This window comes from Skermania piniformis, from assembly GCF_019285775.1.
Taxonomy (GTDB): domain Bacteria; phylum Actinomycetota; class Actinomycetes; order Mycobacteriales; family Mycobacteriaceae; genus Skermania; species Skermania pinensis.
Genome location: NZ_CP079105.1, coordinates 1,450,614 through 1,471,341, shown reverse-complemented (window position 1 = coordinate 1,471,341; position 20,728 = coordinate 1,450,614). Strand labels below are relative to the sequence as shown.

The following is a 20,728-nucleotide window of genomic DNA, read 5'->3' as shown; positions in this document are numbered from 1 at the left end:
GTGGAGAAAGAAAGTGGAGAACCCAGCCATGGCGTCCGCCACAACTCGTTCGATCGCCCGTGCCGCGGTTACCACCGCCGGAGCGATCGGAGCCTTGGTCCTCACCAGCGCACCCGCGCAAGCCGACCCGGTCGACATTCCCGGCGTCGGGACGTTCGAGCTCCCCGCGCTCGGCGGCATGGTCCCCGGCCTCCCGCAGGTTCCCGGAGCGCCGGTGGCACCGCCGGCCATGCCCGCACCACCGGCCATGCCCGAACTCCCGGCCCTCCCGTTCGCCCTGCCGGAACCCCTGGCTCAGTTCGCTCCCGCGGTCCCGCCCGCAGCACCGGCGCCCGCCCCGGCCCCGGCCCCCGCGCCGCAGCCCTCGTCGGCCGGTGAGGTGGCGTTCCACGCCGCACAGTCGAAGCTGGGCGCGCCGTACTCCTACGGAGCGGCCGGCCCCGGCGCGTTCGACTGCTCCGGCCTGGTCCAGTGGGCCTACCGGCAGGCAGGCATCTCGCTGCCGCGGACCAGCTACTCGCAGCTGACCACCGGAGCGCCGGTTTCGTTCGCCGATCTGCAGCCGGGTGACATCGTCGGCTACGACGGCCACGTCGCGCTCTATGCCGGAAACGGCCAGGTCATCCACGCCTCCACCGAGGGTCAGCCGGTGAAGTACGCGTCGATGAGCTCGATGCCGTTCTCGTCCGCACGGCGCTTCTGACCAGCCGGACAGCGGTTACCGGCGGGCTGGACAGCCCGGCCCGCCGTTTCGTAGCCTGACCCCGATACGTGCGCCTCGTCGACGGACCACCCGCGACGAGGCGCACGGTCTCGGGTACACCCGCGTTTCACGGCAGAGGGTTTCACGGCAGAGGAGTGGTCGGTTCCGGTGACACGAGCAAGCCGGTTACGGCCGGGCCGCGCGCTCGGCCGCAGCTCGGTGGCGGTCGGCTTGCTCGGCGCCGCCCTCGCCGCCGGCCCGGCCACCGCCCAGCCGGCCACCGACCAGCCGGCCGCGCTCGGCACGCCGAGCGAAGCGGTGCAGCAGCTGATCGACCTTTCGCACCAGTCCGAGCAGACCAACCAGGCAACTCTCGGTGCACAGGCCGATCTCGATACCAAGCTCGCCGCCCGGCATACCGCCGAGGCCGCCGCGGCGGTCGACCGGCAGGCCTTGGATGCCGCGAAAACCACCCTGGCGCAGTACCAGCCGGAAATCGACGCGATCGCTTCGGCAACCTACCGAGGCGCCCGGACCGGCCGGTTGTTTGCGGTGGTGCTCAGCGACTCGCCGCAACAGCTACTCGACCAGATGTCGGCGATGGACGCCCTCGCCGCGCAGACCACGGTCAAGGTTTCCGGTTTCAAACGTGCCGCCGACGCCGCGGCCGCGGCGGACGTGACCGCTCGGGCGTCGGCGGATTCCGCTCGGACCGCAGCCGACCAGGCCGCCGCAGTGCGCGCCGACCTGACGCGCCGGCAGACCGAGTTGCAGGGCCGGATCGCCGACGTGACCACTGCCTGGGCCCGCCTCTCGGCCGCCGACAAACAGTCGCTGGCAGGTAGCCCGCTACCGGCCGGCTTCGACCGGGATGCGGTCTTGCGCGGACTCACGCCCGGCAGCCCGATCGCGGCGTTGGCCGCCGGGATGACCCGGATCGGTGACCCCTACGTCTGGGGTGGCAACCAGCCGGGCGGCTTCGACTGCTCCGGTCTGGTGCAGTGGGCCTTCAAGCAGGTCGGCAAGGACCTGCCGCGGACCAGCGAAGCCCAATCGCTCGGCGGAACTCCGGTGGCCCGGGACGACATGCAGGTCGGGGACGTGGTCACCTTCTACGACGACGCCTCGCACGTGGGAATCTATGCCGGAAACGGCATGATCCTGCACGCGTCCACCTTCGGCGTACCGGTGGCGATCGCCCCGATCGGAAACCAACCGTTCCACAACGCCCGTCGGTACTGACCGCGCGGCCGTACGAGCCGACCCGGGAGAAGGACGATTGTCGCGACTACTGCTGGTCACCAACGACTTTCCGCCGCGGCCCGGCGGTATCCAGGCCTACCTGCATACCCTGGCCACGCGGCTCCCGGCCGATCGGCTGGTGGTCTACGCGCCGCGCTGGCGGGGGGACTCGCATCGCCGGTTCGACGCGGCACAGCCGTTTCCGGTCATCCGGCACCCCACGACGCTGCTCCTGCCGACCCCGTTGGTGGCCCGCCGAGCAGCTCGACTGCTACGCGAATACGATTGCGACGCTGCCTGGTTCGGTGCCGCGGCGCCACTGGCACTGCTCGCGCCGGCGCTGCGCCGAGCCGGCGCCGCGACCGTTCTCGCAAGTACCCACGGGCACGAAGTGGGCTGGTCGATGCTGCCCGCCGCTCGGCAGGCGCTGCGCCGGATCGGTGAGCAGACCGACGTCGTCAGCTACGTCAGCGAGTACACCCGACGCCGGTTCGCCGCCGCATTCGGCCGCAACGCCGCGCTGACCGCACTCTCCCCCGGCGTCGACACCGCGGTGTTCGCACCCGACCCGGCTGCCCGGGCCGACCTGCGCCGCCGATACCGGCTCGGCGACCGACCGACGGTGCTGTGCGTCTCCCGACTGGTCCCCCGCAAAGGCCAGGACATGCTGATCGCGGCGCTCCCCCGGCTGCGGGAGCGGATCGACGGCACCGTTCTGGTGATCGTCGGCGGCGGCCCGTACGAGCAGACTCTGCGCCGCCGCGCCGTCCGCTACGGCGTGGCCGATCACGTGGTGTTCACCGGCGGCGTGCCGGCCGCGGAGTTGGCCGCGCACCACACCGTCGGCGACGTGTTCGCGATGCCCTGCCGAACCCGCGGCGCCGGCTTGGACGTCGAGGGCCTCGGCATCGTCTTCCTGGAGGCATCGGCGACCGGACTGCCGGTGGTCGCCGGACGCTCCGGCGGCGCACCGGAGACGGTTCTGCCGGGCCGGACCGGACACGTGGTGAACGGTCGGGACGTCGTCGAGCTCACCGATACGATCGCCGAACTGCTGGCCGACCCGGACCGTGCCGCACAGCTGGGAGCCGCCGGACGCGCCTGGGTGCAGCGCGACTGGCAATGGGATGATCGAGCCGCGAAATTGGCGCAGCTGTGCAGATTGTCGAGCTGAGCTACCGCGCGGCCGGGTTCGGTGACCACCGTAGGCTGCACCCATGAGCACCATCCAGATCGCCGACCAGACCTTCGTCGCCGCGCCGGCGGCGCGGGTGGCTGCGGCACTCGCCGACCGCCGCCGCTGGCGGCAGTGGTGGCCGGATCTGGTGCTCGAGCTCCGCGCCGATCGCGCCGAGCAGGGCCTGCGCTGGGGGGTGAGCGGGCCGGTTGCGGGGACGATGGAAGTGTGGCTCGAGCCGGTGCTCGACGGCGTCGTGGTGCACTATTTTCTGCATGCCGAACCCGTTGCCGGACAGTCCGACTCGGCGCGCACCGAGCACGACCGGCGAGTCGCCGGCAAGCGGATGGCGTTCGGGCTGAAGACCGAACTGGAAGCGGGGCGCCCGGCCGGTGTCGCCCCGGCCGGCTGAGCGAAAGGAGACCAGCCGTCATGGCCGACCGCACCAGGCGATCGATCCTGGTAAACGCACCCGCCGACGAAGTGATGTCGGTGATCGCCGACCTGGAGACCTACCCGAGCTGGGTGTCGGCGGCGAAATCGGTGACCGTGCTCGAAGCCACGGCGGACGGTCGGGCCCGCCGCGCCCGATTCGAACTGGACGCCGGCATGGTCCGCGATACGTTCGTCCTGGTCTACGACTGGCATCCGGACGGTCGCACGGTCAGCTGGACCCTCGCCGACGGCGACCTGCAGAAGGCTCAGGACGGGGTTTACACCCTCGTCGACGAGGCGGACGGGGCGACGACCGTCGTCTACGAACTGACCGTCGATCTGGCCATTCCGATGATCGGCACCTTCAAGCGGAAAGCAGAGAAGGTCATCACCGACACCGCGCTCAAGGAACTGAAGAAACGAGTAGAGGGCTGAGCCGAGCCCGCCCACGCCGGATTGCCGTCCCCCGGAAAGCGCTCACCGTCGGCATCGACGTCGGCGGCACCAGTCTTCGAGCGGCCGTGGTGGACGGCACCGGCCAGGTTCGCGAGCTGCTGCGGGTACCGACGCCGAAATCCGCCGACGCGCTCGACGACAGCCTCGACCAGGCGGTGCGCACCCTTGCGGCGCGACACTCGATCGCCGCCGTCGGACTGGCGGTCGCCGGCTTCGTCAGCGACGATCGGTCCACGGTTCGGTTCGCCCCCCACCTGCCCTGGCTGGACGCCCCGGTGGGCGTCGAGCTGAGTGCCCGCCTCGGCCTGCCGGTGATCCTGGAGCACGACGCCAACGCCGCGCTGGTCGGCGAACACCGGTTCGGCGCGGCGGCCGGTGGCCGGGTGGTGGCGCTGATCGCGATCGGCACCGGAATCGGTGCGGCGCTGCTGATCGACGGCACGCTGTACCGCGGGGCGCATGGGATCGCACCCGAGCTGGGCCATCTCCAGGTGGTGCCGGACGGCCGTGCCTGCCCCTGCGGCAAGCGCGGGTGCTGGGAGCGCTACTGCAGCGGGACCGCCCTCGCGCGGACCGCCGGGCAGTTGCTGGCGGCCGAGCCGGGCGGCTCGCGAACCCTCGCCCATGCGGCCGCCGATCCGGACTCGCTGACCGGTCGGTTGGTCGCGGCGGCCGCCCGCGACGGTGACCCGATCGCCGTCGCGGCCATGCGCGACCTGGCCGGCTGGCTCGGTCTCGGATTGGCCGGGGTGGCGGATATGTACGACCCGGATCTGGTGGTGATCGGCGGCGGGGTGAGCGCCTCGGCACCGTTGTTCCTCGACGACGCTCGAGAGCGGTATGCGGCGGCGTTGACCGGCGCCGGACACCGACCGCTGGCCCGGATCCGAGCTGCCCAGCTCGGCGACGCGGCCGGGATGATCGGCGCCGCCGAGTTGGCTCGGGCGGCACACACCGACGGGTAGGCTCATCGCAACATTGCACGCCGAACGCACCACGACGTCGGGCGTCTCGCTCCGCCGGGTGAACGCCGGTAGAGTCTGAATCACCGACAGTGGTCTCGAATTCGATACTCCGCCGGGAAGGGTCCGATGCTGTACTGGCTGCTGAAATACGTTCTGGTCGGACCGTTCATCAGCGTGTACAACAGACCGGAAGTAGTCGGGCTGGAAAATATCCCCACCGACGGCCCGGCCATCCTGGCCGGTAATCACCTGTCCATCGCCGACTGGTTGTTCACTCCGTTGAAGTCGCCGCGGCGGATCACCTACCTGGCCAAGAGCGACTACTTCACCACCCCGGGTTTCAAGGGCCGGCTGATGAAGATGTTCTTCACCGGCACCGGCCAGACCCCGATCGACCGCAGCAACGCGGACGCGGCACAAGCCGCGCTGGACACCGCGCGCCGGATCCTCGACCAGGGAAAGCTGGTCGAGATCTACGTCGAGGGCACTCGTTCGCCGGACGGCCGGCTGTACAAGGGCAAGACCGGCGTGGCCCGGCTGACATTGGAGACCGGTGTGCCGGTCATCCCGGTGGCCGTGATCGGCACCGACAAGGTGATCACCGAGGGCAGCCGACTCTTTCGACCGGCGAAGGTGCGGGTCGAATTCGGCGCTCCGATCGATTTCAGTCGCTATCAGGGTATGGCCGGCAACCGATTCGTCGAGCGTTCGATCACCGACGAGATCATGTACAAGCTGATGCAGATGTCCGGCCAGGAGTACGTCGACATCTACGGCTCGACCGCGAAGCGCCGAATGCAGGCCGGTGAGCCGATCGACCGGCTGGACCAACCACGCCAAGCCGCCGACGCGGATCGGATTCCGGACACCCGCGCAGGCTGACACCGGGGGCCGAACGCACGTCAGATCCGGGTGCTGGCCGGTCCGACCAGAGCGGCCGCGACATCCAGCGGGCCGGGCGCGCCCGCCGATCCGTCGAGGCAGCCGCGAGGCTGTGCTGTCGACGTCCCGAATCGGTGCGCCAGTCCGGTCAGCCGCATCGTGATGTGCTCGGCGATCTGCGCGCCGAACACGATCGGCTCGCCCAGTATGGTGATGTCCCCGACCAGGTAGTCGTGCCCGGTCACCTCGTAGACCGCACGTACCGCAAATCCGTCCGCGCCCCGGGTGACCTGCCAGAAGTCGGCCGGATCGGCACCATCCGGCGTGGCCCAGCCGGCGGTGGACAATCCGTCCAGATACAACCCGACCGGGTCGGTGAGGGTGATCTCGGCCCCGGCCCGGGCCAGCGCATTGATCTCGCTGCCGATGTGTGGATCGCTGTTGCGGTCCGGGTCACCGTAGCGGCTACAGGCGATCAACTCCTGCGCCGACGTGAGCAGCCGCCCACCCCGCCGACGCTGGACGGTCGCGGCCGCCGCGAGTTCGATCTCGGCGAGCAACGTGTTGTTCTGCTGCACCAGGTGCATTGCGCCGCCGGTCGTGGTGACGTTCCAGCGATTCCGGGCAATGTAGCGGTCACCGGGGGTGAACAGATCCTCCCGCCGCACACTCGGACTCACGTGTCGGCGATACCGGTCGAGCACCACCTCGGGCGCGCTGCTCGCCAGGAACGCCCAGTACTCAGGGCCTTCGCAGGTGAAACTCACGCGCTTGATCCGGCCGTCGGCGGTCCGCTCGACGCTCCACTCGCAGTACTCGTCTTGTACGTCGCGGCTGCGATCTGCGGCTCGCCAGCGCGGCACCCCCGGCACGGTGGTCAGCGTGATCCGGCGGGGAAACGCGCTCCAGGTCACCGCTCGCGCAACGGCATCGGCGGCCGGGGAGACCCCGATCGGGTCGAAGAACTGGGTCCGCCGGGTGCCGTCCCGGTCGGTCGAGCGGGCAGCGATCGCGTCGGCGATGAAGCGGCTCCATGCCGCCGCCTGCGCCGGGGTGAAATCGGTCAGGTTGCCGGGTGGGGCGAATTCGGCGAGTGCCATGGTCGGTTCCTCGGGATCGGATTCAGGAGACGGTGCCGTCGGGATGTCGGCGCAGGGACTCGAAGACGTCGTCGCCGGGACTGTATGGCAGCGTGAGCGCGAACTCGGCGAGCCGACTGCGCCGGAATCGGCGGCGGCGTCCCTGCGCCAGCCGGATCAGGTCCGCGGCGCCGCCGGGCGCATCCAGCCGGCGCTGACAGGCCGCCAGGTAGTCGGCGAGCACGCGACTCGCCTGGAGCTCGAAATCAGCTGCGGCGCTGCGTTCCCACCACTCGGTGAACTCCGCCTCCGGCCCGTCCACCGCGCCGCCGGCCGCGGCTATCGCGGCCGGGACCAGTCGATCCAACTCGCCGCCGCCGTCGCCCGCGGCAGCCGATGGCGGAAAGTACCGGAGTAGCGCAGCTCGCCGCGCCGAGTACACCGGATTCGGGAAGTCCACCAGCAGCAGACCGAGCGCCAGCCGACGGGACAGCACACCCTGGCGCAGCAGCGCATTCAGCACGGACTGATCTTCCATCGCGCGTTCCGGAACCAGGAAGGCGAAGAACGTCTCCCCCGGCTGCCGGAACCCGGCGCCGTCGTCCAGCCGCAACTCCAGCTCGACGACGGCGTCGGCATAGGCCGCCCCGGAGACGTGCGGCGTCGGTACCGGATCGAGCGGCACCCCGAGCGGTCCGAGCAGCGCGTCCGCGTCGAGAAAGAACGAGAGCGGCAGGTCGAGCGCCGGAAGGAGCCGGACCCGGCTGCTTTCCACCGCTGTGCTGACCAGATTGACGGTGGTGGTGGTCAGCACCTGACGCAGCGCCGCCGGGAGATCTGCGAGCCGTCGGTCGGGACCGATCATCCGGCGCATTCGGGCCGCGGTCCAGCGTTGCACCCCGGCCCGAGCCACTTCGGTTTCGAACCGCTCGCCGCCGCTGCGCAGCTCCCAGATCGGGTCGTCGAGGAACGGATCGTCGGGCCCGAGAACGGTGCGTTGGATAGCCGCGCTCTGGCTGTGCCAGTGCGACCACGGCAACTTCAGTTCCTTCATGTTCAGTCCACCGTTCACATGGCTGTCGAACGGACCTTCGCCCCGACCAGGCGGCCGCAGCGCATCGAACGAGTCTCCGGCCAGGATCCAGGTTCCGCGCCGACGCTCGTAGAACCGGAACACGCCGGCCGGCTCGTCCCAGCCGATCACTTGGAGAAACGCGGTGGGTGAGGCCAACCGGATGCTGGTCGAGACGAGCAGGTCGGGATCGCTGCCGGGGCGGCGGCTGCGGGTGATCACCACCCGCAGTTGTCGATTCACCGTCGCGGTCGCCGGAGTCCACGGCAGCTGCCCGCCGTCGCCGACCATGTAGTACGCGACCGCGGGCAATGCCCCGCCGATCGGTGGTGCGCTGTCCAGCTCGGCGGTCAGGTCTCGCATGGTCAGCGGGAACCGGCCGTGCCGTAACAGCTCGGCGAACGGATCCTGCAGCGCCACCAGTTCATCCGGGTCGAGCGGAATCGGCGTCGGGTCCCGGCCGACAAGCTGCCGATGCAGCACCCCGGCCGGCAGCGGCGAGTCGTCGATCCGATCGGGTCCGGCACCGGGGTCCGGTCGGCGATACGGAAACTGCCGGGTCGGGAACAGCGGATCGGCCATCGGTCACCCCAGATCGATCGACGTGTCGGTCTGTACGCTGCGCAAGCCGCAGACTGTGCGAATCCGCATCCGTAGCTGGGTCGAGCGGAACTGGTCGCGGTCGAGATCGACCGCCGGATCGGCCGAATTCACCGCGACGGTCTGCCAGGTCCGCCCGTCGTCGTCGCTGACCTGCACGTCGTAGCGAGCAGCCGGATCGCCCGCCGACCAGGACACCGTCCGCCGGCGATCACGAACCGGCACGGCCGGTTCCGGGCGAGCGGTCGTCAGCTCGTAACGGGCTCGGACGATGCCGTCCCAGACGATCTCGACGGCGCTCAGGCTGGTCGGTACGTCCAAGACGGCATCGAGCAATCCGGTGCGCGGGCGTCCCCCGCTGCCACCCCCGGAGTCGAGTCGGACCGGCACCGACACCGTCCCGAGTGGTCCGGTATCCGCATGGAGTCGGACAGTGACCTGTCGGTCGGATGGGTAGGTCGGCCGGTGCGGCCGTCGCGGCAGCGGGGTGACCATCACGATCTCGGCAGTTCCGGCGGTGAGGTCGACCCGACCGATCAGGTTGACCGGTTGCCGGTTTCCGGACCGGCCGACGTCCGACCTGACCGCCCGTAGCTCGGGCCCGGGATCGGGCCACTCGGGGTCGGCCATCGTGTCCTCCTCGACGAGGCGCTGACGGATACCGCAGTAGGTGTACGACGAGATCCACAGATCGGGGCAATAGGTGAGTACATCGTGCCAGCGCCGACCGGGCAGAATCCGCAACGGAAGACCCAGGGCCGGATCGCCGAGGTCCACCCCGACATAGCGGTCGTCGGCCGAGATCGTCCCGTCCGGATACGGGTAGTCCGGGTCGTCCCGCGCCTGCCCGAGGCAGAAGCCGGGGTGCCGACGACCGAAGGTGTGGCCCAGTTCGTGACCGCCGTACCAGCCGGCGAAGGATCCGCCGGGGTCCCAGTCCAGCGGCGGCCGCGGAACGCCGCCGGGAACCGCGGCGACGACGCTCGGATCCGGCAACTCGGGAGTCCCGGACGAGCCGCCGCGCATGAAGTGGGCACCGTCGGCGTCGTGAACCAACGCAATGTAGTGCGTGCGGGGGTCGGCGCCGGGCATCGTCATATCCAGATTGCGGAGCCCGGCAAGTATCGCGTTGACCGCGCCGTAGTCGAACGGCGGCGTCAATGGCAGATCAGCGATGGTCTGCGAGAACTCCACTTCGGCAACCGGATAGGCGCGGCGCAGCCACGAGACCAGGGCGGCGAAGTCGAGCGCTCGCGGCGTCTGCGCCTGTCCGTCACCGGTGACGTACCGCATACCGACGATCCGCAACCGCAGCGGCGGGGTCGCCTGGAACTCGACCGCAACCGAACGTGGTGTGACCTGCAGTCGGGTCCCGGTGCGCAGATCGTTGAGTCGGCCGACCCGCACGGTCGCGGGGCCGATCGCGGTATCGGCGGAGCCGAGTAGCACGTCGAGACTTGCGGTCGGATCGAGTCGCCGCTCGGCGGGCGTACGCCGGTCGGCCGGATCGAGCAGCACCGCGCCCGCAGCGGCCCGGCGACGGACCTCACCGGCGCGCTCCAGCTCGATCTCACCACCCACCGAGACCGCCGACGCGGCGGCGGGAGCCGAAAGATAAAGCCGAACGAGGGTCGATTTGCCGGCGATCAACGGCACCGAATGGCCGAGGTCTTGGACCACCTGGCTCACCTCGACGCCGTCGAGATGCACCACCGCAGTCACGACAACCCCCCAGGCCTGGCTGCATCCAGCCTACGCCCGCTGCTCGAAGGACGAGCGGGACGCCGGGACGGTCAGTGCTTTTCCGGACCCAGGTAGTACTCGAAGACCAGACCGCCGGCGGCGAACAACACCGTGCACACCCCGAGCGCGATCAACCAGGGCTCGAAGAAGGCCAGGCCGAGCGCGGTGAGCGCCGCGGCCGCGGCCAGGGTGACCGGCCAGAAACTGCCCGGTGAGAAGAACCCGAGATCACCGGCCCCGTCGACGACCTCCGCATCCTCGTAGTCTTCCGGGCGGAGGTCGATCCGACGGGCGACGAACCGGAAATACGTCCCGACGATGAAGGTCAGTCCGCCGGTCAGTACCAGCGCGGTGGTCCCGGCCCACTCGACCCCGGTCCGCGACATCCCGGTGAAAAAGGCGTAGATGATCGCCACGATCACGATGAACGCGGTCAGCAGCTCGAACAGCCTGGCTTCGATCTTCATGTCGAGTCCGTCCTCTACTTACCGTCGGCCGTGGCCTCGCGTGCCGTTCGCCTGGTATCGAACGGCAGGGTGGTGGTCGCAACCGGTGACTCGCCGATGGCGCTCAACGCCTCGGCGTTGGTCTTGCCCGACTTGCGTGCGGCCAGGTAGGTCTCGAACTTCTCCGGAGTCACCGCCCGCACCTCGAAGTTCATCATCGAGTGGTACGTGCCGCACATCTCCGCGCAGCGCCCGACGAACGCGCCTTCTCGCTCGATCTTGGTGATCTGGAACACGTTGTCGGAGTGGTTTTCCTTCGGGTTCGGATTCACATCCCGCTTGAACAGGAACTCCGGCACCCAGAAGGCGTGAATCACATCCGCCGAAGCGATCTGGAACTCGACGATCTTGTCGGTGGGCAGCACCAAGACCGGGATCTCGTCGCTGGAGCCGATGGTCTCGATCTTGTCGTAACGCAGATACGACAGGTCGTTGGGGTCCTTGCCGTTCACCGGTCCCGGCTTGGGATGACCTTCGTCGTTCTTCCGCTCCAACAGCGCGGCAGACTGCTCGGCCAGCTGATCCTGACGGGCGTAATCCACGCCGTCATAGCTGGGCGTGCCGTTCTTCAGGTCGACCTTTTGATAACCGAACTTCCAGTTCCATTGGAAAGCGGTGACATCGACGACCACGTCCGGATTGTCGATCTTCTTCTCGACGAAGGTCTGCACCTGCACGGTGAAGAAGAACAGCACGGAGATGATCACGAACGGGAGCGCGGTATAGCTCAGCTCCAGCGGAACGTTGTAGCCGGTCTGCCGCGGGAAGTCTGGTGAGTCCTTCTTCTTGCGGTGGAACGCGATCGTCCAGAACTGCAGACCCCAGACGATGACACCCATCACCAGCGCCGCGATCACCGACCAGGTCCACAGCTCACGCATCCGGGTAGCCTGCGGAGTCACACCCGTCGGCCACCCGAACCGAAGCACGTCGTTGTCGATCGAGCAGCCCGACACCAGAGCGGCGGTGACACCGAGGGATACCGCCAACCCGATCCGACGGAATACCCGGCCTCGGCCGCGGTCCTCGCTAGTACGCACCACGTCCACGCCTTCCTGTCCCTCCAGCATCGACGCTGTCGCCATGCAAACACTGTCTCCATGCGCACGTTCGCCCTGCGCACAGGCTGTCCTGATAGCCACCCGACCGGCCGGTTCAGCGAGCTGTCCGAGCCATTCGGGTGTCTCGAATACTACGCAGCGTAGACCAAACTCGGCGGCTGTTCGGCGTCGGGGCCGAGCCGACACTCCGGACCTGTTCCGGCATACTCGGGCCTTGGGCTCGGGGTATCCGACGCAGCCGCGTCGACGACAGCCCAATTTCCACCGAACGGATTTCGAATCGAGGTTCGCAGCACGTGTGTGGTTTGCTCGGGTTTCTGACTCCCGGCCGGGTCGACGAGGCGCTGGTGGCGGCCGTCGACGCCGCTCTACCCTGTCTGCGTCACCGCGGCCCGGACGAACACGGCACCTGGCACGACGCCGACCTGGTCTTCGGCTTCAACCGGCTGTCGATCATCGACATCGACAGTTCCCACCAGCCGTTGCGTTGGGGGCCGGCCGACAATCCGGAGCGGTACGCCCTGACGTTCAACGGCGAGATCTACAACTACCTGGAGTTGCGGGCCGAGCTGGCCACCCTCGGCGCCGAGTTCCGGACCGAGGGTGACGGCGAAGCGATCGTCGCGGCTTACCACTACTGGGGCCCGGACGCGGTGCGACGGCTGCGCGGCATGTTCGGTTTCGCGATCTGGGATACCGAGACCCGTGAGTTGTTCCTCGCCCGCGATCCGTTCGGGATCAAACCGATGTTCCTGGCCACCGGCCCGGGCGGGACCGCCTTCGGCAGCGAGAAGAAGAGCCTGCTGACGCTGCTGCACCAGCTGCAGTTGACCGATGCCCTGGATCCGCGTGCGCTGGAGCACTACACGGTTCTGCAGTACGTGCCCGAACCGGAGACGTTGCATCGCGATATCCGGCGGCTGGAGTCGGGCCACTACGCGCGGCTGCGTCCCGGCGAAGCCCCCCGGTTCACCCGCTACTTCGACCCGCAGTTCCGGGTCCGCCCGTTCGCTCGGGGCACCGAGCACGCCCGCTACGCCGAGATCGCCGCGGCGCTCGAGGACTCCGTCGCGAAGCACATGCGCGCCGATGTGACGGTCGGCTCGTTCCTGTCCGGCGGTATCGACTCCACGGCGATCGCGGCGCTGGCGATCCGGCACAACCCGAACCTGCTCACCTTCACCTCCGCCTTCGAGCGGCCCGGCTACTCCGAGGCCGACGTCGCCGCCGAGACCGCCGCAGCGATCGGCTCGAAGCACTACATCCGCATGGTGAGCCCGCAGGAGTTCGCCGCAGCGATCCCGGAGATCGTCTGGTACCTCGACGAACCGGTCGCCGACCCGGCGCTGGTGCCGTTGTATTTCGTCGCGCAGGAGGCCCGCAAGCACGTCAAAGTGGTGCTCTCCGGCGAGGGCGCCGACGAGCTGTTCGGCGGCTACACGATCTACCGCGAACCGCTGTCGCTGCGCCCGTTCGAGCGGATGCCCGCAGCCGGCCGGCGGCTGGCCGGACGCCTCGGCGCGGCGATGCCGGACGGCCGGCGCGGCAAAAGTCTGCTGCAACGCGGCTCGCTGTCGCTCGAGGAGCGCTACTACGGCAACGCGCGCAGCTTCAACGATGCACAGCTGCGCGCGGTGCTGCGCGAGTTCCGGCCCGACTGGGCGCAGGCCGATGTGACCGCCCCGATCTACGCCCGCTCGGTCGGCTGGGATCCGGTCGCGCGGATGCAGCACCTGGACCTGTACACCTGGCTGCGCGGCGACATCCTGGTCAAAGCGGACAAGATGACCATGGCGAACTCGCTGGAGCTGCGGGTGCCGTTCCTCGACCCCGAAGTGTTCCGGGTCGCCGAGCAGATCCCGTACGAACAGAAGATCACCAGCGGGCGGGGGGTCGCGAAGACGACGAAGTACGCGCTGCGCCAGGCGCTCGACGGCATCGTCCCACCACACGTGTTACACCGCGCCAAGCTCGGCTTCCCGGTTCCGCTCCGGCACTGGCTGGCCGGCGACGAACTGTTCGAGTGGGCGCAGGCCCAGATCGCCGAGTCGCAGACCGATCATCTGCTGGACAAGGGAGCGATCAAGGGCATGCTCGACGAGCACCGGGCCGGGCGCAGCGACCACAGCCGACGGCTGTGGACGCTGCTGGTGTTCATGGTCTGGCACGGAATCTTCGTCGAGCAACGCATCGTGCCGGACATCAAGGAGCCGGTGTACCCGGTGCACGCCTGACTCGAACGGCCGGCCCGCGCCGCCGGGTGACTCAGCCGGCCAGCAGTGCCTCCAGGTCGGCTGCCGCGTCCGCGCCGTAGGCGTCGGTGAGCCGCGCCAGCGCGTCATCACGGTCCAGGGTCCAGCCCTGCGGTCCGCTGGTCTCGAGTACCAGCACTGCCACCAACGAGCCGAGTTGCGCGGCCCGCTCCAGGCTCGCCCCACCGATGTGCGCGGTCAGGAAGCCGGCCCGGAATGCGTCGCCGACCCCGGTCGGATCCACCTTGCTCCGTTCGGGAACGACCCGGACCTCGAGCTGTTCGTCGGGCGTCACGATCTGCACCCCGCCGGCACCGAGCGTGGTCACTCGCAGCGCCACCTGATCGTCGATCTCCGATTCGGACAGGCCGGTCTTGGATCGCAGCAGGCCCCACTCGTATTCGTTGGTGAACAGGTACGCCGCACCCTCGATCAACCGAACGATCCGTTCCCCGTCCAGCAACGCCAACTGTTGTGACGGATCCGCGGCGAAGCGGATGCCGGCGGCCCGGCACTCGGCGGTGTGCCGCAACATCGCTTCCGGGTCGTTCGACCCGATCAGTACCAGGTCGAGCGGAACCGTTTCGGCGAGCGCGGTGATCGAAATGTCGCGGGCCTCGGTCATTGCGCCCGGATAGAACGAGGCGATCTGCGCCATGTCCTGATCGGTGGTGCAGACGAAGCGGGCCGTGTGCGCACGCTCGGAGACGAGCACCCCGGAGCAATCCACCCCGTGCTGTTCCAGTCGCATCCGATAGTCGGCGAAGTCGGCGCCGACCGCACCGACCAGCAACGGCGCGGCACCGAGTACGCCCATCGCGTAGGCGATGTTCCCGGCCACGCCGCCCGGGCGGACGACGAGATCGTCGACCAGGAAACTCAGCGAGACATGGTCGAGCTGGTCGGCCAGCAGTGACTCCGCAAACCTCCCGGGAAAGGTCATGAGGTGATCGGTCGCGATGGACGCGGATACGGCGATCGGCACGGTGCGGGGCCTTTCTGAACGAACGTCGGCGTTCGGCAGAACTTCTGCCGAACAACACAGTACGTCCGTACCGTACCTATCGGATCGAGCGGCCGAAGCCGGTCAGTTGAAGCTGTCGCCGCAGGCGCAGGATCCGGTCGCGTTCGGATTGTCGATCGTGAAGCCTTGCTTCTCGATCGTGTCCACGAAATCGATCGACGCGCCCTGCAGATACGGCGCGCTCATCCGATCGACAGCGAGCGTGACACCGCCGAAGTCTTCGTTGATGTCACCGTCCAGCGCGCGATCGTCGAAAAACAGCTGATATCGGAGCCCGGCGCAGCCACCCGGCTGCACTGCGATCCGCAGCGAGAGGTCGTCCCGACCCTCCTGGCTCAACAGCGCCTTCGCCTTCGCCGACGCCGCGTCGGTCAGCACCACACCGGTGGCGGACTCGCTCGCGAGGGCGTCCTTCTCCGGGGCCTCGTTCTCGACAGTCATGGGGTACGTCCCTTCGGCACGACGGTTTGCGGCGACCGCTGAGCGGTCAGGCATCACTGACAACCTCTCTCAACCGTACTATCTGCGCGTTCATTCCCCAGCCGGGCCGGGACCCGGCACGCCCGCGGCACGGCATCCCATAGCCTGGAGGGGTGAAGTTGCTACGGCGCGGAAATCCCGGCGAATCGGACCAGGCCACCCAGCCCGATCCGGCCACCCCGTCGGCCGGCACCGCCGGCAAGGGCCGGCCGACCCCGAAACGCCGCGAAGCCGAATCCCGCCGCCGCGGTCCGGTGGCACCGGCGCCGATGACCGGCAAGGAGGCCCGGGCCCGGCGCAAGGCGGCCCGCGGCACCAAGGAGGAGCGGCGCAAGGCGTCGGCGGCCCGGCGGGAAGCCTCGGCCGAACGCCGCGCGCGGATGCTGGCCGGCGACCAAAAGTACCTGCTTGCCCGGGACCAGGGCCCGGTCCGGGCATTCGTCCGCGACATCGTCGACGCCCGGCGCAACCTTGCCGGGCTGTTCATGCCGATCGCGCTCGGCATGATCATGACCATGTTCCTCAGCCCGCAGATCCAGTCGATCGTCTCGCTGGCGATGTTCGTCCTACTACTTTTCATGATCATCGAAGGTGTCGTGCTCGGCCGAATAGTGAACAACAAGGTTCGGCAACGATTCCCGGACGCGACCGATCGGCCGTTCTCGCTCGGTTGGTACGCCTTCGTCCGGGCGACCCAGCTACGTCGCATGCGCGCGCCCAAGCCACGGGTCCAACGCGGCGCCGCAGTCTGAGTGCGCACGCTCGTATTGGGCGGCGCTCGGTCCGGCAAGTCATCGCATGCGGAGTCGCTCCTGCTGCTGGACCAGCCCGTCCGGTATGTGGCGACGGCGCGCGTGGATCCGGCCGATGCCGAGCTGGCCGGCCGGATCCGGGCGCATTCCGCCCGCCGACCACCCGGGTGGACCACGGTCACCACAGCCGATCTACCGGCACTGCTGCGTTCGGAGCCGGCGCCGACGCTGGTCGATGATCTGGGCACCTGGCTGACCGCCGAACTGGACGACGCCGCGGCCTGGACCCGCCCCGAAGGCACGATCACACCGCGGGTGGCGGCCCTGGTCGCCGCGGTGCGGGACCATCCGGAACAGCTGGTGCTGGTCTCCCCCGAAGTCGGCCTGAGCGTGGTGCCGGTGAGCGCAGCAGGCCGGCTGTTTCGCGACGAGCTGGGCACGCTGAACCAACAGCTGGCGGCGGTCTGCGATCGGGTGCTCCTGGTCGTCGCCGGCCTGCCGCAGCTGCTCAAGGGACCGCCATCCGAACCTCCGAAAGGACCCTCGTGACCGACCAGGCGCCGACCGTGTTCCCGCCGATCGTTGCCCCGGACGCCGACGCCCGCGCGGCGGCCGCAGCGCGACAGGAGCAGTTGACCAAGCCGCCCGGTTCGCTCGGCCGATTGGAAACGCTGGGCAACTGGATCGCCGCCTGCCAAGGCACCTGTCCGCCACGGCCACTGCAGCGCACCCGGGTGGTGGTGTTCGCCGGCGACCACGGGATCGCGCGATCCGGCGTGTCGGCGTACCCGAGCGAGGTAACCGCCCAGATGGTCGCGAACTTCCGCACCGGCGGCGCAGCGGTGAACGTGCTGGCCGCGGCGAGCGGCGCCACGGTGCGGGTGGTCGATATCGCCGTCGACGCGGATACCGCGGCCGAGATCAGCACGCACAAGGTGCGACGTAGCTCCGGCGCGATCGACCGGGAGGACGCACTCACCGCGGACGAGACCGCAGCCGCGATCAGCGCCGGCGCGGCGATCTGCGACGAAGAGGTGGACTCCGGTGCCGATCTGTTGATCGCCGGCGAGATGGGGATCGGTAACACCACCCCGGCCGCGGTGCTGGTCGCCGCGCTGACCGACACCGAGCCGGTGCTGGTGGTCGGCCGGGGCACCGGAATCGACGACGCCGGCTGGAGTCGCAAGGCCGCTGCCGTGCGGGACGCGTTGCACCGGGCCGCGCCGGTCGGGCCGGACCCGCAGGGGCTGCTCCGGGTTGCCGGCGGCGCGGACCTTGCCGCGATGGCCGGGTTTCTCGCCCAGGCCGCGGTGCGTCGGACCCCGGTGCTGCTGGACGGCGCAGTGGTCACGGCCGCGGCGCTGGTCGCCGACCGACTTGCGCCCGGCGCGCGCGCGTGGTGGGTCGCCGGGCACCGCTCCACCGAACCGATGCATACGCTGGCGCTGGCCGAGCTGGACCTGGAACCGCTGCTCGACCTGCAGCTGCGACTCGGCGAGGGCTCCGGCGCACTGGCCGCGTTGCCGCTGGTACAGGCCGCGGTCGCCACGTTGGGCGAGATGGCCACCTTCGCCGATGCCGGCGTGAGCACAGCCGATGCCGGCGTGAGCACAGCCGATGCCGGCGTGAGCACAGCCGACCCGGCCTGACCTGCGGTGCGCCTGGCCCTCACGTGGCTGACCGTGCTCCCGCTGCGCGGGCCGAGCACCGTCGACCGGACGGCCGCAGCCCGCGCGATCGGCGTGGCACCGCTGGTCGGTGCGCTGCTGGGGGTGGCAGCTGCCGGCCTGGGTTGGCTCGCTTCCTGGGCCGGTGCCGTGCCGGGCCTGGCCGGGGTCGTGGTGGTCGCGGCGCTGGCCGGGTCGACCCGCGGCATGCATCTGGACGGATTGGCCGACACCGCCGACGGGTTGGGCTGTTACGGACCGCCGGAGCGGGCTCGGCAGGTGCTGCACGACGGGGCCGCAGGCCCGTTCGGGGTGACCGCGATCGTGCTCGTGATCCTGGCCCAGTCGATCGGGTTCGGCACGCTGATCGCGGCCGACCGCTGGCCCGCGATCGTGCTCGCGGTGACGGCGGGTCGGGTTGCCGTGGTGCTCGCTTGCCGGCGCGGCGTTGCGGCCGCCGAGCAGCACGGATTCGGGCCTTTGGTCGCCGGCACCCAACCGATCGCCGTCGGCCTGGGCTGGGCCGCGCTGCTGGCCGGCAGTGCGGTCTGGGCGACACCGGGGCCCGCGCAGGGACCGCTGGTGATGCTGTTCGCGCTGCTCGGCGCGGTGCTGCTGGTCCGGCACTGCGCTCGCCGGTTCGCCGGGATCGGCGGCGACGTGCTCGGCGCCGCGAGCGAATTCACCGTCACCGTGGTGGCCGCCGGGCTCGGGTTAGGGTTGGCGACATGACCGACCAGCCGGGTGACGGCGACCGCCTGTACTTCCGCCAGCTGCTGTCCGGCCGGGACTACGCGGTCGGCGATCCGATCGCCGGCCAGATGCGCAACTTCGCCTACCTGATCGGCGACCGGGAGACCGGCGACGGGATGGTTGTCGACCCGGCCTATGCGGCAAACGAACTGGTCGACGTGCTGGAATCGGACGGCCTGCGGCTGTCCGGCGTGCTCGCCACGCACCACCACCCCGACCATGTCGGCGGCACGATGCTCGGCTTCACGCTGCCCGGTCTGGTCGAGTTGCTGGACCGCCGATCGGTCCCGGTCCATGTGCAGAACGCCGAGTTGAACTGGGTGTCCCAGGTGACCGGAATCGCACCCGGCGAACTCACCGGACACGAGCACGGCGACAAAGTTGCGCTCGGCGGTCTGGAGATCGAGTTGTTGCACACCCCGGGACACACGCCGGGCAGCCAGTGTTTCCTGTTGGACGGACGGCTGATCGCGGGCGACACCCTGTTTCTGGACGGGTGCGGGCGCACCGACTTCCCCGGCGGTAACTCCGACGACATCTATCGCAGCCTGCAGTACCTCGCCGGACTACCCGGCGACCCCACGGTGTATCCCGGCCACTGGTATTCGGCCGACCCCAGCGCCCCGCTGTCCACGGTGCGCGCCGGCAACTATGTGTTCCGACCGAAGACGCTGGAAGAGTGGCGCGCGGTGATGGGCGGCTGAGCCGCCGGATGTAGCAGACGGCTGAGCCACCGAACAGCAGACGGCTGAGCCACCGAACAGCAGACGGCTGAGCCGCCGATAGAGTTGCCCGCGGATATGCCCGGGTGTCGCGCGAAAAAGAATATGGAGATTTGCCTGTGAAGATCGGAATCATCCTCGGATCCATCCGCGAAGGACGCACCGGAGCCGCGGTTGCCGACTGGGTCTACGACGTCGCGTCCCAGCGCGACGACGCCAAGTTCGAGATCGTCGATCTGAAGGACTTCGACGTCCCGCTGCTCACCTCGGCGACGGTGCCGGCCGCAGCGAACAAGGTCTACGACTCCCCCGAGGTGACCCGGTGGAGTCAGGCGATCGACGCCTGCGACGGCTACATCGTCGTCACCCCGGAGTACAACCACGGAGTGCCCGGAGCGTTGAAGAACGCGGTGGATAGTCTAGGCCCGGAGTGGTTCGGCAAGACGGTCGCCTTCGTCTCCTACGGCGCCGACGCCGGAGTCCGGGCGGTCGAGCAATGGCGCCAGATCGTGGCGAATTTCCACATGAACGATATTCGTAGCCAGGTCGCGCTGTCGCTGTTCACCGACTTCGGTGCCGAAGGTCTGGCATTGCAGGAGCGCCGGGCCGCCGAGCTGGTCAAGCTGCTCGACGACCTGGTCACCGCAACCGCGCACCCGGCCGACTAGGTCGGATCGGCCTGCTCTTCGGCGTGCCGATGGGCGTCGACTTCGGCGAGCCGATGGGCGTCTCGGAGCAGGCCGCGCACGGTTTCCTCGGTGCGATACGCCGGCAGTACCACCGCGATCCAACCCTGCCGGGCGTACACCGGATGCGGTACCAGCACGTCGGTCGCGCCGAAATCCACCGTGGCGCCGGCGGCAGCGGGCCCGGCGAGCAATTCGCCGAGGCGATCCCGGCCGACCCGGACGTTGAGCCGCCATCGGCCGGGCTCGTCGAGCCGGGAACCGGCGTCGTCGGGGTAATCCTTGGTGATGATCGTCGCGTACGGCTGCCTGGTGCTCGGTACCGTACCGTCCGCGCTGTAGTAACAGAAGTAGTCGCCCCAGGCGATCTCCGGGTAGCCGCTGCCGGGGACCGGGGCGAGGATCAACGAGCCGTTCAGTGATCGGACCAGCTCCAGCACGTCCTCGATCCGCATCGGGCGAGTATCGCAG

Annotated in this window: 22 protein-coding genes; 14 read left to right on the top strand and 8 right to left on the bottom strand. The window is 69.4% G+C overall.

The window, feature by feature from the left end:
• Positions 1-28: 28 nt before the first annotated feature.
• From KV203_RS06835 to KV203_RS06805, 7 genes are all read left to right on the top strand, one after another.
• Positions 29-703 carry a C40 family peptidase gene (locus KV203_RS06835; RefSeq protein WP_066468827.1) on the top strand — a complete coding sequence of 225 codons (675 nt, stop codon included), beginning with the start codon at positions 29-31 and terminating at the stop codon, positions 701-703.
• Positions 704-871: 168 nt separating this feature from the next.
• Positions 872-1,945, top strand: a complete 1,074-nt coding sequence (locus KV203_RS06830; protein WP_083529932.1) for an NlpC/P60 family protein — start codon at positions 872-874, stop codon at positions 1,943-1,945.
• Between the two features lie 37 nt (positions 1,946-1,982).
• Positions 1,983-3,119: a glycosyltransferase family 4 protein gene (locus tag KV203_RS06825; protein WP_066468829.1), complete on the top strand. Its 1,137-nt coding sequence runs from the start codon at positions 1,983-1,985 to the stop codon at positions 3,117-3,119.
• A 43-nt stretch (positions 3,120-3,162) separates the two neighbouring features.
• On the top strand, positions 3,163-3,534 hold the full coding sequence (locus KV203_RS06820; RefSeq protein ID WP_066468830.1) for a polyketide cyclase / dehydrase and lipid transport: 372 nt from the start codon (positions 3,163-3,165) through the stop codon (positions 3,532-3,534).
• A gap of 20 nt (positions 3,535-3,554) precedes the next feature.
• Positions 3,555-3,992 (top strand): SRPBCC family protein, encoded by a 438-nt coding sequence (locus tag KV203_RS06815; protein ID WP_066469188.1) that lies wholly within the window; start codon positions 3,555-3,557, stop codon positions 3,990-3,992.
• A gap of 20 nt (positions 3,993-4,012) precedes the next feature.
• Positions 4,013-4,978 (top strand): ROK family protein, encoded by a 966-nt coding sequence (locus tag KV203_RS06810; RefSeq protein WP_174522033.1) that lies wholly within the window; start codon positions 4,013-4,015, stop codon positions 4,976-4,978.
• Positions 4,979-5,104: 126 nt separating this feature from the next.
• Positions 5,105-5,860, top strand: a complete 756-nt coding sequence (locus KV203_RS06805) for a lysophospholipid acyltransferase family protein (RefSeq protein ID WP_066468832.1) — start codon at positions 5,105-5,107, stop codon at positions 5,858-5,860.
• A 20-nt stretch (positions 5,861-5,880) separates the two neighbouring features.
• Here KV203_RS06805 and KV203_RS06800 read toward each other — a convergent pair whose 3' ends face one another.
• From KV203_RS06800 to ctaC, 5 genes are all read right to left on the bottom strand, one after another.
• Complete coding sequence (locus KV203_RS06800) at positions 5,881-6,960, bottom strand: hypothetical protein (protein WP_066468834.1); 1,080 nt, start codon at positions 6,958-6,960, stop codon at positions 5,881-5,883.
• A gap of 22 nt (positions 6,961-6,982) precedes the next feature.
• Positions 6,983-8,593: a hypothetical protein gene (locus KV203_RS06795; RefSeq protein ID WP_066468836.1), complete on the bottom strand. Its 1,611-nt coding sequence runs from the start codon at positions 8,591-8,593 to the stop codon at positions 6,983-6,985.
• A 3-nt stretch (positions 8,594-8,596) separates the two neighbouring features.
• Positions 8,597-10,333, bottom strand: a complete 1,737-nt coding sequence (locus tag KV203_RS06790; RefSeq protein ID WP_066468838.1) for a hypothetical protein — start codon at positions 10,331-10,333, stop codon at positions 8,597-8,599.
• Positions 10,334-10,404: 71 nt separating this feature from the next.
• A complete protein-coding gene (locus tag KV203_RS06785; protein WP_066468843.1) occupies positions 10,405-10,821 on the bottom strand; it encodes a cytochrome c oxidase subunit 4 in 417 nt (138 codons plus the stop codon).
• Positions 10,822-10,835: 14 nt separating this feature from the next.
• Entirely contained in the window at positions 10,836-11,930 is a 1,095-nt protein-coding gene (gene ctaC, locus KV203_RS06780; RefSeq protein WP_066469191.1) for an aa3-type cytochrome oxidase subunit II, read from the bottom strand.
• A gap of 287 nt (positions 11,931-12,217) precedes the next feature.
• Between ctaC and asnB the strand changes: the two genes are divergently transcribed.
• Positions 12,218-14,155: an asparagine synthase (glutamine-hydrolyzing) gene (asnB, locus tag KV203_RS06775; RefSeq protein ID WP_066468845.1), complete on the top strand. Its 1,938-nt coding sequence runs from the start codon at positions 12,218-12,220 to the stop codon at positions 14,153-14,155.
• 31 nt (positions 14,156-14,186) lie between these two features.
• On the opposite strand, the gene KV203_RS06770 is transcribed toward asnB, so the two are convergent.
• The gene (locus KV203_RS06770; RefSeq protein WP_218821018.1) at positions 14,187-15,158 is read right to left on the bottom strand and encodes a carbohydrate kinase family protein; all 972 of its coding nucleotides are present in this window, start codon (positions 15,156-15,158) and stop codon (positions 14,187-14,189) included.
• Positions 15,159-15,260: 102 nt separating this feature from the next.
• Positions 15,261-15,638 (bottom strand): HesB/IscA family protein, encoded by a 378-nt coding sequence (locus KV203_RS06765; protein ID WP_066468851.1) that lies wholly within the window; start codon positions 15,636-15,638, stop codon positions 15,261-15,263.
• Positions 15,639-15,790: 152 nt separating this feature from the next.
• Between KV203_RS06765 and KV203_RS06760 the strand changes: the two genes are divergently transcribed.
• The 6 genes from KV203_RS06760 to KV203_RS06735 all read left to right on the top strand — a co-directional run bounded on the left by KV203_RS06760 (position 15,791) and on the right by KV203_RS06735 (position 20,239).
• Positions 15,791-16,429 carry a DUF3043 domain-containing protein gene (locus KV203_RS06760; RefSeq protein ID WP_066468852.1) on the top strand — a complete coding sequence of 213 codons (639 nt, stop codon included), beginning with the start codon at positions 15,791-15,793 and terminating at the stop codon, positions 16,427-16,429.
• Positions 16,430-16,978 (top strand): bifunctional adenosylcobinamide kinase/adenosylcobinamide-phosphate guanylyltransferase, encoded by a 549-nt coding sequence (locus KV203_RS06755; RefSeq protein WP_066468857.1) that lies wholly within the window; start codon positions 16,430-16,432, stop codon positions 16,976-16,978. It abuts the gene before it with no gap.
• On the top strand, positions 16,975-18,078 hold the full coding sequence (gene cobT / locus KV203_RS06750) for a nicotinate-nucleotide--dimethylbenzimidazole phosphoribosyltransferase (RefSeq protein WP_169797484.1): 1,104 nt from the start codon (positions 16,975-16,977) through the stop codon (positions 18,076-18,078). The genes KV203_RS06755 and cobT overlap by 4 nt, the downstream gene beginning before the upstream one ends.
• 6 nt (positions 18,079-18,084) lie before the next feature.
• Positions 18,085-18,828: an adenosylcobinamide-GDP ribazoletransferase gene (locus tag KV203_RS06745; RefSeq protein ID WP_066468862.1), complete on the top strand. Its 744-nt coding sequence runs from the start codon at positions 18,085-18,087 to the stop codon at positions 18,826-18,828.
• Complete coding sequence (locus KV203_RS06740; RefSeq protein WP_066468864.1) at positions 18,825-19,553, top strand: MBL fold metallo-hydrolase; 729 nt, start codon at positions 18,825-18,827, stop codon at positions 19,551-19,553. Before KV203_RS06745 ends, KV203_RS06740 begins: the two co-directional genes overlap by 4 nt.
• A gap of 137 nt (positions 19,554-19,690) precedes the next feature.
• Positions 19,691-20,239, top strand: coding sequence for an NADPH-dependent FMN reductase (locus KV203_RS06735; protein ID WP_066468866.1), 549 nt, complete (start codon positions 19,691-19,693; stop codon positions 20,237-20,239).
• On the opposite strand, the gene KV203_RS06730 is transcribed toward KV203_RS06735, so the two are convergent.
• Complete coding sequence (locus KV203_RS06730; protein WP_066468869.1) at positions 20,236-20,712, bottom strand: DUF6194 family protein; 477 nt, start codon at positions 20,710-20,712, stop codon at positions 20,236-20,238. The genes KV203_RS06735 and KV203_RS06730 overlap by 4 nt on opposite strands.
• Positions 20,713-20,728: the final 16 nt, after the last annotated feature.

What these genes read in the sequence shown, in the direction of transcription:
- KV203_RS06835 (WP_066468827.1), top strand. Translation starts at nt 29, where the DNA reads ATGGCGTCCGCCACAACTCGTTCGATCGCCCGTGCCGCGGTTACCACC.
- KV203_RS06820 (WP_066468830.1), top strand. Translation starts at nt 3,163, where the DNA reads ATGAGCACCATCCAGATCGCCGACCAGACCTTCGTCGCCGCGCCGGCG.
- KV203_RS06815 (WP_066469188.1), top strand. Translation starts at nt 3,555, where the DNA reads ATGGCCGACCGCACCAGGCGATCGATCCTGGTAAACGCACCCGCCGAC.
- KV203_RS06805 (WP_066468832.1), top strand. Translation starts at nt 5,105, where the DNA reads ATGCTGTACTGGCTGCTGAAATACGTTCTGGTCGGACCGTTCATCAGC.
- KV203_RS06800 (WP_066468834.1), bottom strand. Translation starts at nt 6,960, where the DNA reads ATGGCACTCGCCGAATTCGCCCCACCCGGCAACCTGACCGATTTCACC.
- KV203_RS06795 (WP_066468836.1), bottom strand. Translation starts at nt 8,593, where the DNA reads ATGGCCGATCCGCTGTTCCCGACCCGGCAGTTTCCGTATCGCCGACCG.
- KV203_RS06785 (WP_066468843.1), bottom strand. Translation starts at nt 10,821, where the DNA reads ATGAAGATCGAAGCCAGGCTGTTCGAGCTGCTGACCGCGTTCATCGTG.
- ctaC (WP_066469191.1), bottom strand. Translation starts at nt 11,930, where the DNA reads ATGCTGGAGGGACAGGAAGGCGTGGACGTGGTGCGTACTAGCGAGGAC.
- KV203_RS06765 (WP_066468851.1), bottom strand. Translation starts at nt 15,638, where the DNA reads ATGACTGTCGAGAACGAGGCCCCGGAGAAGGACGCCCTCGCGAGCGAG.
- KV203_RS06740 (WP_066468864.1), top strand. Translation starts at nt 18,825, where the DNA reads ATGACCGACCAGCCGGGTGACGGCGACCGCCTGTACTTCCGCCAGCTG.
- KV203_RS06730 (WP_066468869.1), bottom strand. Translation starts at nt 20,712, where the DNA reads ATGCGGATCGAGGACGTGCTGGAGCTGGTCCGATCACTGAACGGCTCG.